Genomic DNA, 15,437 nt, shown 5'->3' on the forward strand with positions numbered 1-15,437 from the left:
AATGCGCGGTTTTCGCAATGTTCGCGCACTCGATTGCCGCGGGAGTCATTTTCTGTATCGGGCTGATCGGTCTCGTAGAACTTACGATGTAACGGTTCGGGCCAGAGACGGCAGAATTACCAATGTTCGCACGGTGAGATGGCGTCGCTGATCCATGTGATATCCTCATTTCAGACTTGTCGAGGAAAGGAGCACGGTTGTGTCAGAACTGGTTGTTATTGGATTTGATACGGTAGGAGAGGCGGATGCTGTTCTTTTGAAACTCAATCAGCTTCAGAAGGAATATCTCGTCGATCTTGAGGACGCCGTGATTGTCGTCAGGGATGAACAGGGCAAGGTTCATCTCAAGCAGAAATATAATCTGCCCGCCATGGGCGCTGGATCGGGGCTGCTTTCCGGAGCGATCTGGGGCGGGCTGGTAGGGCTTATTTTCCTCAATCCGCTTGCCGGCATGGCGCTTGGTGGCGCTGTAGGGGCAGGCGCCGGAGCCTTGTCGGGTTCGCTCGCCGATTACGGCATCGATGACAAGTTCATCGTGTCTCTTGGCGAAACCATCCCGGAGAATTCGTCCGCCTTGTTCGTTCTCCTGCGCAAAATCCAGTGGGATAGGGTAATGGCCGATTTCCCTGACCTGCGCGGCAGGGTCCTGAAAACGTCCTTGTCTCTAGAACAGGAAAAGCGCCTCAAGGAAGCACTCGAGGGAGCGTTGCCGACAACCTCATAAATGCGGTGTTGCCCAGAAACCGGCGATGCGACACCATCGCGACAACGTGGCCGTTTTGCCTCGATTATCGAGCGAGGGCATGATTTGAAGCAGATTTTCATCCTCGCATTTGTTCTGCTTGTCGCAGTGGGATGCGCCGGAAACAGGGCTGTCACTGGTCTGGGAATGGATGTGTCTGACCAGACCCTTTCCAAAGTGGTGGTTCCGTTTACGGTTGCGACCGTACGCGAGCGAATAGACGATCCCAGTATCGCCTATTCGCGCGACAGGTCTCAAGTACTGAACTTCTCGACGATTGACGTGCACATCCCGGAAACGCACCGTCCGGGAAATGTAGAGACTGCGTCGGGCAAACCTGATCCCCGAAGGAATTTCATAGCCTCAAACTATGCACCGTTGCCTGATCGACAAGCCATGATCCGGGAGTTGAACCGGCGTCTTGCAAGCCGCCCGGCAGCACAGCGTGAGATATTCGTTTTCGTCCACGGCTATAACAACAACTTTGCCGAGGGACTTTTCCGCAATGCGCAGATTGTCCACGACTATGATGTCTCCTCGGTGCCTGTTCATTTTTCATGGGCATCCGCTGCGGCATTTACGCGATATCTCTACGATCGCGACAGTGCGATCATCGCGCGTAGGGGACTGGCGGAAACACTCGAACTTGCAGCACAGACAAAAGCCAACGGCATCGTCATTGTCGGCCATTCGATGGGCGCTGTCGTCGTTATGGAAGCCTTGCGCACACTGTCTGCAGATAAACGCCTTAACGTGTTGAAGCGCATCAAGGGGGTGCTGCTTGCAGCTCCCGATCTCGATCCGGATCTTTTTCGCAGCCAGATTGATGATATCGACTATTTGCCTCAGCCTTTCACGATTGTCGTATCCCGGCGTGATCGGGCTCTCGATATCTCGCGCAGACTGGCAGGTGGGGCGCCGCGGGTCGGTAGCGGCTTTGATATAGCTTTCCTGCAGAACAAGAATATTCAGGTTCTTGATATTTCTCAGGTTGATAGCGGTGGTCATAGTCTGTTTGCCAGCTCGAACACGCGGATCAAGTTTCTGGGTTCGGGCTATCTGCTGCGCCGACTTATTACAGATGAATATGCAGGCATGGATGATACTTTCATCGCCGCCGGGCAGGGTACATTCGAACAGGCCTCGCTGGCCCTTCATCTGCCTGCACGTGTGATTGATCGCCTGGGTTCACGATAGGGGCACCACACCGTGACAGTGGACCCTCAATGATAAACTAGGTTAAGATTCTTGTGCGGCTCACGACTGAACAAGTTGATGGTGCATCACTCAAGTCTATAATTGAACTTGTCTATAGTGATCCAGCGAGTTAATCTGCCTGAATATTTCATCCTGCCTTGGTTTTATTGTTCGGTATCGATAACGCATCGTAGTTCCCTGAGAACATAGAGGTGGCAATCGTCGATGAGCACGGGTTGGCATGCCGAGCTTGAACTGCGGTTCGAGCATAATCGCGAAGTGACGCGGCTCATGCGGCGACGCCATGTGGGGCCACTTGCGGTGCAACAACCGTTCTATCCTGAAAAGGATGGCAGTGCGCACGTCTATCTTCTTCATCCACCCGGTGGCGTGGCTGGTGACGATGTCCTTGATATTTCTTGTTTTTTAGGACGTGGCGCCAGAACCGTTCTAACGACGCCCGGCGCTACCAAATTCTATCGCAGCGAGAGGGGCCAGAGTACCCAGACGACCAGGATCGATGTGGGTGAGGGCGGCATATGCGAATATCTCCCGCAGGAAACAATCGTTTTTGATGGCGCAAAGGCTTCCATAGGCACGAAAGTATTCCTGAGTGGAGATGCGGTCTATCTGGGGTGGGACATTATCAGTCTTGGACGGCCGGCCTGTCAGGAAAGTTTTGACACTGGCGAAGTCCGTCAAAGGGTCGAAATATTCAGGGATGGCAAGCCGATCTGGTTCGAGCAGTTTCGCCTTCATGGCGCCGACCCGGCGCTGAATGCCGCTTTTGCCTTCTGCGCAAAACCGATTGTCGCGACGATGGTTTATGCCGGTCCGGCAGATGAAAGCGCGCTTCACGCTATTCGCGAAGCGGTCGGCGATGCAGCCAGAAATCTGTTCTCGGTGTCGCGGCTCGAGCGGGTGATCGTCTGTCGCTATCTCGGCGGGCGCATGACGGAAGCCAAGACACTGTTTCGAAAAGCCTGGGAAGTTCTGCGCGAAACCGGACTGGGGAAACCGGCAGCTGCGCCACGCATCTGGGCAACATAACTCACTTTGGAGAGGGCCTACAAATGGAACTATTGCCACGTGAAAAGGACAAACTTCTGATTTTCACCGCAGCATTGGTTGCGGAGCGACGGAGAGCCCGAGGGGTGAAACTTAACTACCCGGAAGTTGTGGCTTACATCTCCGCCGAAATTCTGGAGGGGGCCCGTGACGGCAAGACAGTTGCGGAACTCATGTCCTACGGTGCCACGCTTCTCACCCGCGATGAGGTGATGGAGGGTGTGCCTGAAATGATCCACGACATTCAGGTGGAAGCCACCTTTCCTGACGGCACCAAGCTTGTGACCGTTCACAACCCAATTCCGTAGAGCATTCCCTAAATCTTCGGAAACGCTCTGAGTTTTTGTTTTTATGCGCATCTTGTCCGAAACGTTTCACGTCTTTCGGGATGCGTCTCAGGAGACGATCATGATACCGGGTGAATATTTCATCGAAGAAGGGTCGATCGACCTCAACAATGGTCGCGAAACGCGCACCATCGCCGTGGAGAACACGGGCGACAGGCCGATACAGGTTGGATCGCATTATCATTTCTATGAAACGAACGAAGCGCTTGCCTTCGACCGGGAGCAGACGAGAGGTTTCCGGCTCAATATTCCGGCCGGAACTGCGGTGCGGTTCGAGCCGGGACAGGATCGAGAAGTCGAACTGGTAGCGCTGGATGGCAACCGGGAAGTGTATGGCTTCAACGCAAAAATCGACGGAAAACTCTAGGAGGGACAGATGGGAAGGATCTCAAGACAGGCCTATGCCGAACTGTATGGCCCGACCAAGGGTGACCGTTTGCGTCTGGCCGATACAGAGCTCATCATCGAGGTCGAGGAAGATCGCTGCATCTATGGCGAAGAAGTAACCTTCGGCGGCGGCAAGGTCATTCGCGACGGTATGGGGCAGGGGCAACGACCCTCGTCCGAAACCGCCGATCTGGTCATCACCAATGTCATCATTCTTGACTATTGGGGCATCATCAAAGCCGATGTCGGCATCAAGGAAGGTCGTATCTCAGGGATCGGCAAGGCCGGTAATCCCGATATTCAGCCCGGCGTCGACATTATCGTCGGACCGGCGACCGACGTCATTGCAGGCGAAGGCAAGATTCTCACCGCTGGCGGTATCGACACCCATATTCACTTCATTGCGCCGCAACAGGCCGAAGAAGCTCTGGCTAGCGGTACAACGACTTTGGTTGGCGGCGGAACGGGGCCGACGGTCGGCACGCTAGCAACCACGGTTACACCGGGGCCATGGGCTATCCATCGCATGCTTGAGGCCGTCGAAGCGCTTCCGATCAATGTGGGACTGCTCGGCAAAGGCAATGCAAGCAAGCCGGAACCGCTTCGCGAGCAGATCAGAGCCGGTGCTGTCGGCCTGAAGCTGCATGAGGACTGGGGAACCACGCCAGCCGCCATCGATAATTGCCTGAACGTTGCCGATGAGGAAGACATTCAGGTGGCTATCCATACGGATACGCTGAACGAGAGCGGGTTCGTCAAGGATACCTTTGCTGCCATGAAAGGCCGCACCATCCACAGTTTCCATACGGAAGGTGCAGGTGGCGGCCATGCGCCGGATATCATCACAGCGGCGGGCGAAGAAAATATCCTGCCGTCCTCAACCAATCCGACCCGCCCCTACACCATCAACACGGTCGATGAACATCTCGATATGCTGATGGTCTGTCACCATCTCAGCCCGAAAATCCCCGAGGATGTGGCATTCGCGGAATCCCGCATCCGGCGCGAAACCATCGCCGCCGAAGACATTCTCCATGATCTGGGCGTGTTTTCGATGATGTCGTCGGATTCTCAAGCCATGGGCCGTATCGGTGAAACGACGCTGCGTTGCTGGCAAACTGCTCACAAGATGAAGGTGCAGCGAGGCCCGCTGAGCCAGGACAGCAGCCGGAATGACAATTTCCGCGCCAAACGTTATGTCGCCAAATATACGATCAATCCTGCAATCACACACGGGTTTGCCCATGAGATCGGCTCAATCGAAGTCGGAAAACGGGCCGATCTGGTGTTGTGGAAGCCGGAATTCTTCGGCGTGAAACCGAGCCTCGTCATGATCGGCGGCATGATTGCGATTGCACCGATGGGCGACCCAAACGCATCGATCTCGACGCCCCAGCCGGTTCATTATCGGCCAATGTATGGGGTATTGGGCCGGGCGCTTGGTTCCACCGGCGTCACCTTCGTCTCGAAAGCGGCGCTGGATGACGGCATCGGCGAGAAGCTGAAACTCAGCAAGCAACTGGTTGCGGTGAAGGGCATCCGGTCGATCCGCAAAAAGGACATGATCCATAACGGGCTTACACCCAAACTGGAGGTCGATCCGCAGAGCTATCAGGTGCGGGTGGACGGTGAACTGATCACGTGCGAACCGGCTGACGTTCTGCCGATGGCGCAGCGTTATTTTCTGTTTTAGAGCATGTCTCCCGAAAGTGGGAACCGGTTTCGGGAGACATACGTAAAAACAAAGAGATAGAGTTTTTCCGGTGATTCAATCAAAACAGAAAATGCTCTAGTCAGCGGAAAATAGATCACGAAAGACGGGGAATAAATCCATGCAGCTCAATGCCTTGCAGGATCATCCTTCTCTGGGGTTTGTTGATTGGACGCTGCGCGGTATCGGGCAGGTGGTGTTCCAGAACAATCCTCTGTCGGGGCTGGTCATTTTGTTCGCCATTCTGGTCAATTCCTGGATTTATGCTTTCATCTGCGTGCTTGGCGTTGTTGCCAGCACGCTGACGGCAATCATCCTCAAGGCTGACAAGGGGCTGATCCGGGATGGCTTGTTCGGGTTCAACGGCGCTCTGGTCGCCCTTGCGCTGATAGCGTTTACCAGTGCGGATTTCCGCAGCGGCGCACTGCCGTCGCCCGCCATGACGATCTATCTCATCTGTGGCGCCGCTTTCTCCACCATGGCTTTCGCCAGTATCGCTACGCTTCTGGGGCCGCACAAGGTGGCACCCCTGACAATGCCATTCGTACTCGTCGGCTGGCTCTTTCTGTTCGCGATACTCAAATTCGATGCCATAGATGCCGGTCCGATGGCAAAGCCGGTATCGCCGGAACAGTTTTCCTACGCCGTCCCTTATGTGCTTCCGACCTGGTACATGGGCATCGGCACTGCCATCGGGCAGATATTCTTTCAGGATAACTGGATCACCGGTTACATCATCCTTGCCGGTATCGCGATCCATTCGCGAATAAGCGCATTGATGGGGCTTCTGGGAGCCGTAACCGGAGCTGTGGTTGCCGCCGCCTTCGGTGGTCCGGAAGGCGCCATTCGCGATGGGCTCTTCGGTTATAACGCGGCGTTGACGGCAATTGCGCTCGGCGGCTTCTTCCTTGTTTTCAGCTGGAGCAGTTTTCTTTACGCAATCTTCGGCGCCATCGTGGCCACATGGCTTTGGGCTTCGGTCGCCATATTCCTGAAGCCGATTGGAATGCCGGTGCTGACCTCGACATTCGTGCTCGTCACCTGGGTCATGCTGATCGGTCAGTATGCTTTCAAGGCGCTGGTGCCGGTCGCGCCGGCTGATGCGACTTCGGCAGAGGACAATCTCAAGCGATACCGTGAAACGCTTCACTCACGACCGGAATAGGCGGCTATATTGTGTCTCGTGCCAGGCACTGGCCATGGCCAGCGCGGGAGCCGTATTACCGATTTCGTCGTCATTCAGCGTCCGGGCCTTTTCGACGGCCCGTTCAATCTTCGCTGCTCCGGCGATAAGTATCCTCTGGCCCGCCGTATGGCCAAGCGGGACGAGACGGATTGCAGCCATGATCTGGCTTTCAACCACGCTCCACATGAGACCGCGTAGCGCATCGACGGGGTCGATATTCCAGTGACATGCTGCAATGGAGAAAGCTGCGGGATAGGTGGCTCGCTGTTCCGAAGCGAAACTACGGGCCCGTTCGACACCAAGTTCCGACAGTAGAGTGAGCAGGGATTCGCCCATGCGGCGATCTTCAAGCTCAAGTTCGCTGCTTTCGCGACTTGCTCCAAGCCAGTCATTCAGGCGGCAGAATTCGGCGTCATCGTTTCGCATCAAAGCCGAAATCATGCGCCAGAAAATCGCGCCATCAAGCGCAGCGTAACTGTGTTCAAGAAGGCCGAAAACCCACCCGGCACAACTTTCCTCGTTCGTCACTGTTCCCGTATGCACGGCCCATTCGAGGCCGCGCGAATAGGAAAACGCGCCAACTGGCTGGCTGGGACTGACAAGCCGCATGAGATGCAGCATAGGCAGCGCCGGAGAATGCATAGGCATTTCCGGCACTGACCCATCATGTTCAATATCAGCTTCAGCGTGTCTCTTCGAATGATCCAGCAAGATGATGCTCACATCACCCGGCCATAAGGTAGAGTCCGCTCAGGGTAGCAAAGCCGCCAGCTATTCGCATCACTATCTGTCCCGTGCGCCCCTGCAGCAGGCGACCTGCTGCAAGACCGACACCAATGCCTGCCGCGTGGAGCAATGCCGTCGCAAGAGCAAACCCGGCGCCATAGGAAAGAAACGCAGCGCTGCCGATTTCTCCGCCATGAGCATAGCCATGGAAGAATGCAAAGAAGCCGACGATAAGTGCCGCCGTCAGGGTCGATGCGCGGAATGCCATGGCGACAAGGAGGCCAAGCACTATCACTGACGCAAGGATGACCGGTTCGACATAGGGGAGTGATACTCCGCCAAGCGCTGCCACGAATCCCAGAAGCATGACACCGACAAAGCTCAAGGGAACGACGACGAGTGCGCGTCCACCAAGCATTGAAGCCCAAAGACCGACGGCAACCATTGCAAGTATGTGATCGGCACCGGAGAGGGGATGTGTAAACCCTGCGGCGAACGAACCGTGCTCTGCGGGATTGAGATGCGCGAATGCAGGGCTCGCCATCAAGGAGAGCAGGACGGCAATCAGGAGAGAAGTCCTTTTCATTTCAACTTCCTTTCAACAACAATGGCCATGCTCAGAAGGAACCAAACATTGATCCCAGCACGAAAACCGCGACGAGCGAGATGATCACACCGACAATCACGGTCATGACCATGTCGAAATAGCTCGATGCGTGGGTCTGTTTGCTGATCTGTAGAAGTAGCAGCACCGTTCCATTATGCGGCAGCGCATCCAGCGTACCGGCGCTGATGACGGTCAGGCGGTGCATGAGTTCTGGATTGATCCCGTACTGGATCGCGAGCCGCATATACTCTTCACCCAGCGCATTGAGCGCGATGGCCATGCCGCCGGATGCCGTTCCGGTGAGGGCTGCGAGCGCGTTCATGGCGACGACCAGCGACACAAGCGGGCCGCCCGGTACTTCAAGCACTGCGTCGCGAACCACCGCAAAAGCAGGCATTGCCGCCACGACTGCGCCAAAGCCGACGAGGCTTGCAATGGTGAGGATCGGCAGAACTGAGGAGTTGGCGCCTGCGTCGAGGCTTTCCCGGATTGCCCGCAGTCGCCCGAAATTGACTGCTATCAGGGTCAGGATAGCCGCTGCCAGTGCGATCAGAACTGCCCACAGGCCGATCGAGGAGCCAACATCGATTCCCCATGGTTCCTGTTCCAGAAACGAGAAATCGATACGGGGCAGGATGATGAGCGCCATCAGGAAATTGACGACGATGACCACAAGCAGGGGCAGAACCGCAAAGAAAAACGGCGGCTGATTGTCGGGACGTGCGCCGTGTTCGAATTCGGCCGGATCGAAATCGCCCGACAATGTTGATTGTTCTCTAACTTTCTCTGTGATTTCGAGATCGCCAGTGTCGTCGACATAGTTTTCGCCTGCGGCCCGCGCCTTAGCTTCGGCGCGCTGCAGCCACCACATGCCGAAGGCCAGTGTGATGATGGATGCGATGATCCCAAGCCCCGGTGCCGCAAAGGTCGTGGTTTCAAAATAGGGCATCGGAATAGCATTGTTCGTGGAGGGCGTGCCCGGCATTGCCGACATGGTGAAAGTAAAAGCACCAAGCCCGATGGCGGCTGGCATCAGCCGCGCAGGAATATTGGCCGCCTTGAACATTTCACGTGCCATGGGAACCAGCACGAAAAAGGCGACAAACACGCTGACACCACCATAGGTGACGACTGCCGATGCAAGCACGACGGAAAGCATGGTGCGTTTTACGCCCAGTTTCTCAGTCAGATACTTCGCGATGGACGTGATGGAGCCGCTATCGTCCATCAACTTTCCAAAAATGCCACCGAGCAGAAAGAGTGGAAACCATCGGCCGACGAAACTGGCCGTCCCGCCCATGAAGGTCGATGTCCAGTTCGCCAGAAGAGGTTCACCGGAAATGAGCGCGGCGAGCAGTGCTGCTACAGGAGAAAGCAGAAGCACACTCCAGCCGCGATAGGCAAACCACATGAGTAGAGCTAGTCCGAGCAGTATTCCAAGCAAACCCATGCTATCTGACCCCTCAGTCGATGTAGGAAAGAATGCGTACGGAATTTACTGATGAAACTACTTTAGATGAAATAATTCAAGTACTATAATAAAATATGATGAGGCTGATGTGAGAAGACTTCCTAACCTCCCCAAATAATGTCTATACTGCCATCTGTTTACTACAATGGCTTTGGTTGCGTCACTCAAGTGTAACGCCAATTAAAATATCGTGATCGCTTTCAGCTTTGTGGCTTCCGCGCGATTTCTCGCCTGGTCGTCCGAGGCATAAAGAGGACTGCATGCCGGACGTCGTAATCCCATCCATCATGGTCAATCTCGGTCTGGCACTCCTGCTCGGTTCTGCAATCGGGCTGGAACGTCAGATCAAACAACGTCATTCCGGTCTCGCCACACATGGCCTCGTGGCGCTGGGCGCGGCAGCCTATGCTTCTCTACCCTACGCTCTTGGACTTGAAGGCGATCTCAGAATGGGCTCGCAAGTCGTTACGGGGATTGGCTTTCTCGGTGCCGGGCTGATTATCAAGGATGGCGCAAGCATCAAGGGACTGAGTACTGCAGCTACGATCTGGAGCACGGGGGCAGTTGGCGTTCTTACCGGTTATGGACTGTGGCTTCTTGCCGTGGAGACGGCATTTTTCATTGTCTGCCTCAATGTTTCGCTGCCAAAAATTGCGGTTCTCGTGAACCGCTATTCCTTTGTCGAGCCGGAAATCGAACAATTCTATCTTGTGAAGTTCCGATGTCCTGCGGAAAGCGAGATTTCTGTGAGGGCGTTGCTAATCCAGACACTAGATCTGAAGAAGCTCCGGTTCCACGCGATCCGAAGCCACCACATAGAAGGCAGCGATGAAGTCGAGGTCGAGGCGACGCTATTCGCCGGCAAGGAAGACGATCGTCTGGTCGAAGGGCTGGTAGCGCAACTCTGCTTGCGTTCCAGCATCACGTCTACAAGCTGGTTGAAACTGGAAGATGGCGATTGGTCGGTAGCCCACTAAATTTGTTGCCTTCGGGCTGTACTATTATATCGAAACATGCACATACTTTCGCATTCGCAGTAACGCATCCCTTTTAACATAGAGGGGTCTATAATGGACGTTCAGCAACTGCAGGTATTGGAACGCAAAACTGTCGAACAGAGAAAATGGAAAGGTTTTCTCGGGATCGGCGCTTTGCTTATGGCGGGCGGAATACTTTGCCTGTTCTTGCCTGTGTTCTCTGAATTCGCAGCCAGCACGATGTTTGGCCTCGTCCTTGTGGCTATCGGCGTCGTCAAGATAATCCAGTCGCTCTGGGTCAAAAGCTGGGCGGGCTTTGTCTGGCAGGAACTGTCCGGAGCAGTGGAGCTTGTCGGCGGGATCATGATCTATCTGAACCCGCTCAAGGGTGCCCTTGCCATCACTCTGTTGATTGCCATCGTGGTGTTTGTGCATGGTTTCCTTCAGCTGGCGCTATCCTGGAAAATCAAACCGGCAAGCGGCTGGTGGTGGTTTACGCTTTCCGGCCTGATCGCCTGGACTGCCAGCGCGGCACTGGTGGTAAAATGGCCCTGGACGCGTGACCTGCCATCAGGATCGATTGCGGGAATTGCACTGCTGATCGCTGGTGTCGCCTATATCGGAATAGCCTTGAGTACCCGAAATGCGTGAGTGATCGGTCGATTTCCGACCGGAGGGAGGACACGCAATTGAAGAAGACTCTCGTTCGTCGTTCTTTGAACGCTGCCTTTGTAGCCGTGTTGTCGCCTTTGCTTCTGCAGCCAAGTCTGGCTCAGCAAGCTCCAACTGGCGCAGCGCCTCCCGTGATCGTGCGCCAGGTGGAACTGGCACCTGCGACCGCACCGCTTCGTTTCAACGGGCAGGTCGAGGCGATTGAAGCTGTTGATATTCAGGCGCGGATCACCGGTTTCCTGAAGGAAAAGGCGTTCGAGCAGGGGGCTGCGGTCAAGGCAGGCGATCTCCTCTTTGAAATTGAGCCGGACCAGATGCAGGCGGCAGTTATGTCTGCTGAGGCACAGGTTGCACGTGCCGAAGCCGCCCAGAATGCTGCCCGGCAATCATTGTCGCGAACGCGGACGCTCGCCAACCGTAACACCGCTTCGCAAGCTTCCCTCGACGATGCACAGGCAGCGTTTGATATCGCGACTGCGGATGTGCGGAACGCAGAAGCCGCGCTTAACAATGCGCGGCTCAATCTCTCCTATACGCAGGTCAGATCACCAATCAACGGGACAATAGGGCGCTCGCTCTTTACCGTCGGCAACCTCGTTGGCCCGGGCATGGGACCGCTCGCGCGCATTGTGCAGCTTGATCCCGTGCGTGTTGTGTTTTCGATCACGGACCGCGCTCTGATTGCTATTCGCCAGAAGGAAGCAGGAGGCGGGACGGTCAATCCCGAAAGCTTCAAGCTGACTTTGATGCTGGCCAACGGTACGCAATATGGCGAGCGGGGAAACATCCAGTTCATCGACAATGAAGTGAGCGCGCAGACCGGCACAGTGGCGGTGCGCGCCCTGTTCGCCAATCCCAACCATATTCTGGTTCCGGGGCAGGTGGTTGCCGTCAATCTGCTGGATGAAACGGTTGGTGAGTTGCCGATAGTTCCCATGTCTTCCGTGTTGCAGGACCGGCAGGGCAAATATGTCTATGTTCTCAACGAGGGTAATACGGTTTCCCGGCGTGCGATCGTGACCGGCACGCGTATCGACAATGGCTGGTCGGTTACAGATGGCCTCAAGGCTGGTGAAACGATTGTCGTCGAGGGCTTGCAACGCATCGCCGATGGGCAGGCCGTATCCCCGCGTGACCCGATCTCCGGTACTGCAGGGGTGGGGCAATGATTTCTGAAGTCTTCATACGACGAACCCGCCTCGCAATCGTCATCTCGATCATCATTTCCATCGCCGGTGCGATTGCGATCTTTTCATTGCCCATCCAGCAGTATCCGCAGATTACTCCGCCGACAGTGAACGTATCGGCGGTCTATCCCGGTGCGAGTGCGGAGGTAATTGCCGACGTTGTCGGTGGCCCGCTGGAAACGGCAATCAATGGCGTGGATGGCATGATGTATATGTCATCGACCAGCTCCAACGCCGGGCAGTATTCGCTGTCGGTCACTTTTGAAGTCGGGACTGATCCCGAACTGGCGCAGATCAATGTTCAAAACCGGGCGCAACTGGCGATTTCCCGACTGCCCGCGGCAGTGGCGCAGCAAGGCGTGTCGGTCCGTTCCCGTTCGCCCGATTTCGTGCTGGGCATTGCATTCTATTCGCCGGACGATAGCCTCAACGCGCTTGAGATCACCAATTTCACCACGACTACAATTGTCGATGCAATCTCGCGCGTGCCCGGCGTCGGCGAGGCGAGTGTTGTGGGCGCATCCGAATATTCGATGCGCGTCTGGCTCAACCCGCAAAGAATGGATGCGCTGGGCATAACCGTCGATGAAGTGTCGGCGGCAATCCAGCGTCAGAATATTCAGGCAACGCTGGGGCAGGCTGGTGCGCCGCCGATGCGGGTGGGCACCGAACTACAATATACGCTGGTGGCACAAGGGCGGCTTCGCGATACGGATGAATTTGGAGGCATTGTCATCCGCACCGGGGCGGACGGAGCAAAAGTGTTTCTGCGCGACATTGCACGTCTTGAACTTGGCGCACGTAACTATGCGTCGCGCGCAAGTTTTGCCGGTCATGAGTCGGCCATGCTGCAGATCAACCAGTCGCCCGATGCCAATGCGATCCAGACCGCGACTGCCGTGCAGGCAGAGCTTGAACGTCTGTCGTCCAGATTTCCTTCGGGACTGCAATATCATGTCGTCTACGATGCGACCCGGTTTGTCGAGGCCAGCCTGCAACTGACTGCGCGAACATTGTTCGAAGCTTTCGTGATCGTGCTCGTGGTTACATTCATCTTTCTGCAGGACTGGCGGGCAACACTCATTTCAGCGCTTGCCATTCCGGCCTCGATGTTGGGTGCGGTCGCGGTGCTGCTCGCCGTTGGCTATTCGCTGAACATGATTTCCCTGCTGGCGCTTGTCCTCGCCATCGGGCTTGTGGTGGATGACGCAATTCTGGTCGTGGAAAACGTCAAGCACGTGCTGGATGATACGCCCGATATCTCGGTCATCGAGGCCACGCGCAAGGCGATGCATCAGATCACCGGGCCGATTATTTCCACAACGCTGGTTCTGCTGGCTGTGGTCACGCCCACGGCGTTTCTGGAAGGCATTGGCGGGCAGCTCTACCGGCAATTCGCAGTCACGATCTCGTCGGCGCTGATCCTTTCGTCATTCGTGGCCCTGACGCTCAGTCCGGCACTTGCGGCACTTTTGCTCAAGCGCGGTCAGGGAGGCTACAAGCGCGGTCCTCTGGCCTGGTTTTCAAGCTTCATGGAGAAAACCCGCAACGGCTACGGCAAGATCGTCGGCTTTCTGGTGAAATATTGGATAGTGCCGGTTGCCGGCATCGTCGCCTGTTTCGCGTTGGCCTATTTCGTTTTCGTCAATCTTCCCGCGACGTTTTTGCCCGACGAGGATCAGGGCGCGCTCTTTGTCGACATCCAGCTGCCAAGTGCGGCCTCGCTCGACCGCACAAACCTGATTGTCGAGAATGTGCGTAAGGTTCTGAGCGAGACCGAAGGCGTTCAGGATGTCATAACGGTTGCCGGGTTCAGCATCCTGCAGTCGACCAGCACGCCCAACGGCGCCATGGCGGTTGCCGCTCTTACACCATGGGAAGATCGTGAGACGGAGGCGCTGCAGCTCAACAACATCATCAACACCTTGCGCGCGCAGTTCTCGCAGGTGCCGGGCGCAAATATCTCGGTATTTGCACCGCCTGCAATTGCGGGCATCGGTGCTGTTGGCGGTCTTGATTTCCGTCTGCAGGCCTTGCAGGGCCAGCCTCCGCAGGAAATAGCGCAGGTGACCAGCGCTTTGCTCGGTTACTTCAACCGGCGACCGGAAATCGGTGGTGCGGCAACCACGTTCAACGCGAATGTGCCGCAGATCTATGTCGATGTGGACCGTGCCCGCGCGGAAGCCCTTGGCCTTAGTGTGTCGGATATCTATGCCTCTATCGGTGCGAATTTCGGCTCGCGCTATGTCAATGATTTCACGCTGAATGGCCGTGTGTTTCAGGTCAATCTTCAGGCCGATTCCGATTTCCGCGCGCATAGCGAGGATATTCTGAAACTTCATGTCAGAAGTCGCAACGGAACCATGGTGCCATTGCGGAGCGTGGTGTCGTTGACCACGGTATTGGCGCCTTTCGTCATCACCCGCTACAACCTCTCGGTTTCGGCGCAGGTGAATGCTGTCCCGGCTCCCGGCTCCAGTAGCGGACAGGCCATGGCGGCCATGGAACAGGTCGCTTCGGAAGCTCTCCCGGATGGCTATGGTTACGAGTGGTCGGGACTGTCTTTCCAGGAAAGCAGAAGCAGCGGTCAGGAGGTAATCGTCTTCGCGCTTGCCTTCCTCTTCGCCTATCTCTTCCTTGTTGCCCAATATGAAAGCTGGGCATTGCCAGCGGTGGTTATCCTTTCGCTGGGTGCTGCGCTGCTGGGGGCTGTTGCCGCTCTTACATTCTTTGGGCTGCAGAACAGCCTCTATGTCCAGATCGCGATGGTGTTGCTGATCGGGCTGGCGGCAAAGAATGCGATCCTGATCGTGGAGTTCGCCAAGGAAAAACGCGAGGCCGGTCTGACAGCCGCAGAAGCGGCCCGTACAGGAGCCGAGCAGCGTTTCCGCGCCGTCATGATGACGGCCGTATCGTTCATACTTGGTATTCTTCCCCTTATCCTGTCTTCGGGCGCGGGCGCCGGTGCACGTCAGGCTGTCGGTGTGACGATCTTTGGCGGAATGCTTGCCGCGACCACGATTGGGTTGATTCTCACCCCCGGTCTCTACTTCGTCATCCAGCGTCTGAGCGAGCGTCTCGGACGGCAAACGGATGAGAAAAAGGATACCGCATCTGAAACAGTATATGAGTGAAGCCTCACGGAGCCTTCGACCTATT

Annotated in this window: 14 protein-coding genes; 11 read left to right on the plus strand and 3 right to left on the minus strand. The window is 56.0% G+C overall.

Features of this window, described 5'->3' with window-relative positions:
- The first annotated feature begins 199 nt into the window (after positions 1 to 199).
- The 7 genes from CES86_RS19090 (at position 200) to CES86_RS19120 (ending at position 6,617) form a co-directional block, all read left to right on the plus strand.
- Positions 200 to 724 carry a DUF1269 domain-containing protein gene (locus tag CES86_RS19090; protein WP_010661149.1) on the plus strand — a complete coding sequence of 175 codons (525 nt, stop codon included), beginning with the start codon at positions 200 to 202 and terminating at the stop codon, positions 722 to 724.
- A gap of 84 nt (positions 725 to 808) precedes the next feature.
- On the plus strand, positions 809 to 1,939 hold the full coding sequence (locus CES86_RS19095) for an alpha/beta hydrolase (RefSeq protein ID WP_374828159.1): 1,131 nt from the start codon (positions 809 to 811) through the stop codon (positions 1,937 to 1,939).
- A gap of 225 nt (positions 1,940 to 2,164) precedes the next feature.
- A complete protein-coding gene (locus CES86_RS19100; RefSeq protein ID WP_029925034.1) occupies positions 2,165 to 2,989 on the plus strand; it encodes an urease accessory protein UreD in 825 nt (274 codons plus the stop codon).
- 23 nt (positions 2,990 to 3,012) lie between these two features.
- Positions 3,013 to 3,315 (plus strand): urease subunit gamma, encoded by a 303-nt coding sequence (gene ureA / locus CES86_RS19105; RefSeq protein WP_010661152.1) that lies wholly within the window; start codon positions 3,013 to 3,015, stop codon positions 3,313 to 3,315.
- A gap of 100 nt (positions 3,316 to 3,415) precedes the next feature.
- The gene (locus CES86_RS19110) at positions 3,416 to 3,721 is read left to right on the plus strand and encodes an urease subunit beta (RefSeq protein ID WP_094515126.1); all 306 of its coding nucleotides are present in this window, start codon (positions 3,416 to 3,418) and stop codon (positions 3,719 to 3,721) included.
- Positions 3,722 to 3,730: 9 nt separating this feature from the next.
- The gene (gene ureC / locus CES86_RS19115) at positions 3,731 to 5,434 is read left to right on the plus strand and encodes an urease subunit alpha (protein ID WP_029925032.1); all 1,704 of its coding nucleotides are present in this window, start codon (positions 3,731 to 3,733) and stop codon (positions 5,432 to 5,434) included.
- 139 nt (positions 5,435 to 5,573) lie between these two features.
- Positions 5,574 to 6,617 (plus strand): urea transporter, encoded by a 1,044-nt coding sequence (locus tag CES86_RS19120; protein WP_010661155.1) that lies wholly within the window; start codon positions 5,574 to 5,576, stop codon positions 6,615 to 6,617.
- Here the strand turns inward: CES86_RS19120 and CES86_RS19125 are convergent.
- The 3 genes from CES86_RS19125 to CES86_RS19135 all read right to left on the minus strand — a co-directional run bounded on the left by CES86_RS19125 (position 6,603) and on the right by CES86_RS19135 (position 9,421).
- Positions 6,603 to 7,286 (minus strand): urease accessory protein UreF, encoded by a 684-nt coding sequence (locus tag CES86_RS19125; protein ID WP_029925031.1) that lies wholly within the window; start codon positions 7,284 to 7,286, stop codon positions 6,603 to 6,605. The genes CES86_RS19120 and CES86_RS19125 overlap by 15 nt on opposite strands.
- Positions 7,287 to 7,362: 76 nt before the next feature.
- A complete protein-coding gene (locus tag CES86_RS19130; protein WP_010661157.1) occupies positions 7,363 to 7,950 on the minus strand; it encodes a HupE/UreJ family protein in 588 nt (195 codons plus the stop codon).
- A 31-nt stretch (positions 7,951 to 7,981) separates the two neighbouring features.
- Complete coding sequence (locus tag CES86_RS19135; protein WP_010661158.1) at positions 7,982 to 9,421, minus strand: GntP family permease; 1,440 nt, start codon at positions 9,419 to 9,421, stop codon at positions 7,982 to 7,984.
- Positions 9,422 to 9,702: 281 nt separating this feature from the next.
- Between CES86_RS19135 and CES86_RS19140 the strand changes: the two genes are divergently transcribed.
- From CES86_RS19140 to CES86_RS19155, 4 genes are all read left to right on the plus strand, one after another.
- Entirely contained in the window at positions 9,703 to 10,419 is a 717-nt protein-coding gene (locus CES86_RS19140) for an MgtC/SapB family protein (protein ID WP_010661159.1), read from the plus strand.
- 93 nt (positions 10,420 to 10,512) lie between these two features.
- Complete coding sequence (locus CES86_RS19145; protein ID WP_010661160.1) at positions 10,513 to 11,070, plus strand: HdeD family acid-resistance protein; 558 nt, start codon at positions 10,513 to 10,515, stop codon at positions 11,068 to 11,070.
- Between the two features lie 38 nt (positions 11,071 to 11,108).
- Positions 11,109 to 12,260, plus strand: a complete 1,152-nt coding sequence (locus tag CES86_RS19150; protein ID WP_029925030.1) for an efflux RND transporter periplasmic adaptor subunit — start codon at positions 11,109 to 11,111, stop codon at positions 12,258 to 12,260.
- A complete protein-coding gene (locus CES86_RS19155; protein ID WP_094515098.1) occupies positions 12,257 to 15,412 on the plus strand; it encodes an efflux RND transporter permease subunit in 3,156 nt (1,051 codons plus the stop codon). Before CES86_RS19150 ends, CES86_RS19155 begins: the two co-directional genes overlap by 4 nt.
- Positions 15,413 to 15,437 lie beyond the last annotated feature (25 nt).

It is taken from the genome of Brucella lupini (assembly GCF_002252535.1).
GTDB classification, from domain to species: domain Bacteria; phylum Pseudomonadota; class Alphaproteobacteria; order Rhizobiales; family Rhizobiaceae; genus Brucella; species Brucella anthropi.

Excerpts from the sequence above, each read along its gene's own strand:
- CES86_RS19145 (WP_010661160.1), top strand. The coding sequence starts at position 10,513 with ATGGACGTTCAGCAACTGCAGGTATTGGAACGCAAAACTGTCGAACAG.
- CES86_RS19140 (WP_010661159.1), top strand. The coding sequence starts at position 9,703 with ATGCCGGACGTCGTAATCCCATCCATCATGGTCAATCTCGGTCTGGCA.
- ureC (WP_029925032.1), top strand. The coding sequence starts at position 3,731 with ATGGGAAGGATCTCAAGACAGGCCTATGCCGAACTGTATGGCCCGACC.
- CES86_RS19120 (WP_010661155.1), top strand. The coding sequence starts at position 5,574 with ATGCAGCTCAATGCCTTGCAGGATCATCCTTCTCTGGGGTTTGTTGAT.
- CES86_RS19130 (WP_010661157.1), bottom strand. The coding sequence starts at position 7,950 with ATGAAAAGGACTTCTCTCCTGATTGCCGTCCTGCTCTCCTTGATGGCG.
- CES86_RS19135 (WP_010661158.1), bottom strand. The coding sequence starts at position 9,421 with ATGGGTTTGCTTGGAATACTGCTCGGACTAGCTCTACTCATGTGGTTT.
- CES86_RS19125 (WP_029925031.1), bottom strand. The coding sequence starts at position 7,286 with ATGCCTATGCATTCTCCGGCGCTGCCTATGCTGCATCTCATGCGGCTT.
- CES86_RS19100 (WP_029925034.1), top strand. The coding sequence starts at position 2,165 with ATGAGCACGGGTTGGCATGCCGAGCTTGAACTGCGGTTCGAGCATAAT.
- CES86_RS19155 (WP_094515098.1), top strand. The coding sequence starts at position 12,257 with ATGATTTCTGAAGTCTTCATACGACGAACCCGCCTCGCAATCGTCATC.
- CES86_RS19110 (WP_094515126.1), top strand. The coding sequence starts at position 3,416 with ATGATACCGGGTGAATATTTCATCGAAGAAGGGTCGATCGACCTCAAC.
- ureA (WP_010661152.1), top strand. The coding sequence starts at position 3,013 with ATGGAACTATTGCCACGTGAAAAGGACAAACTTCTGATTTTCACCGCA.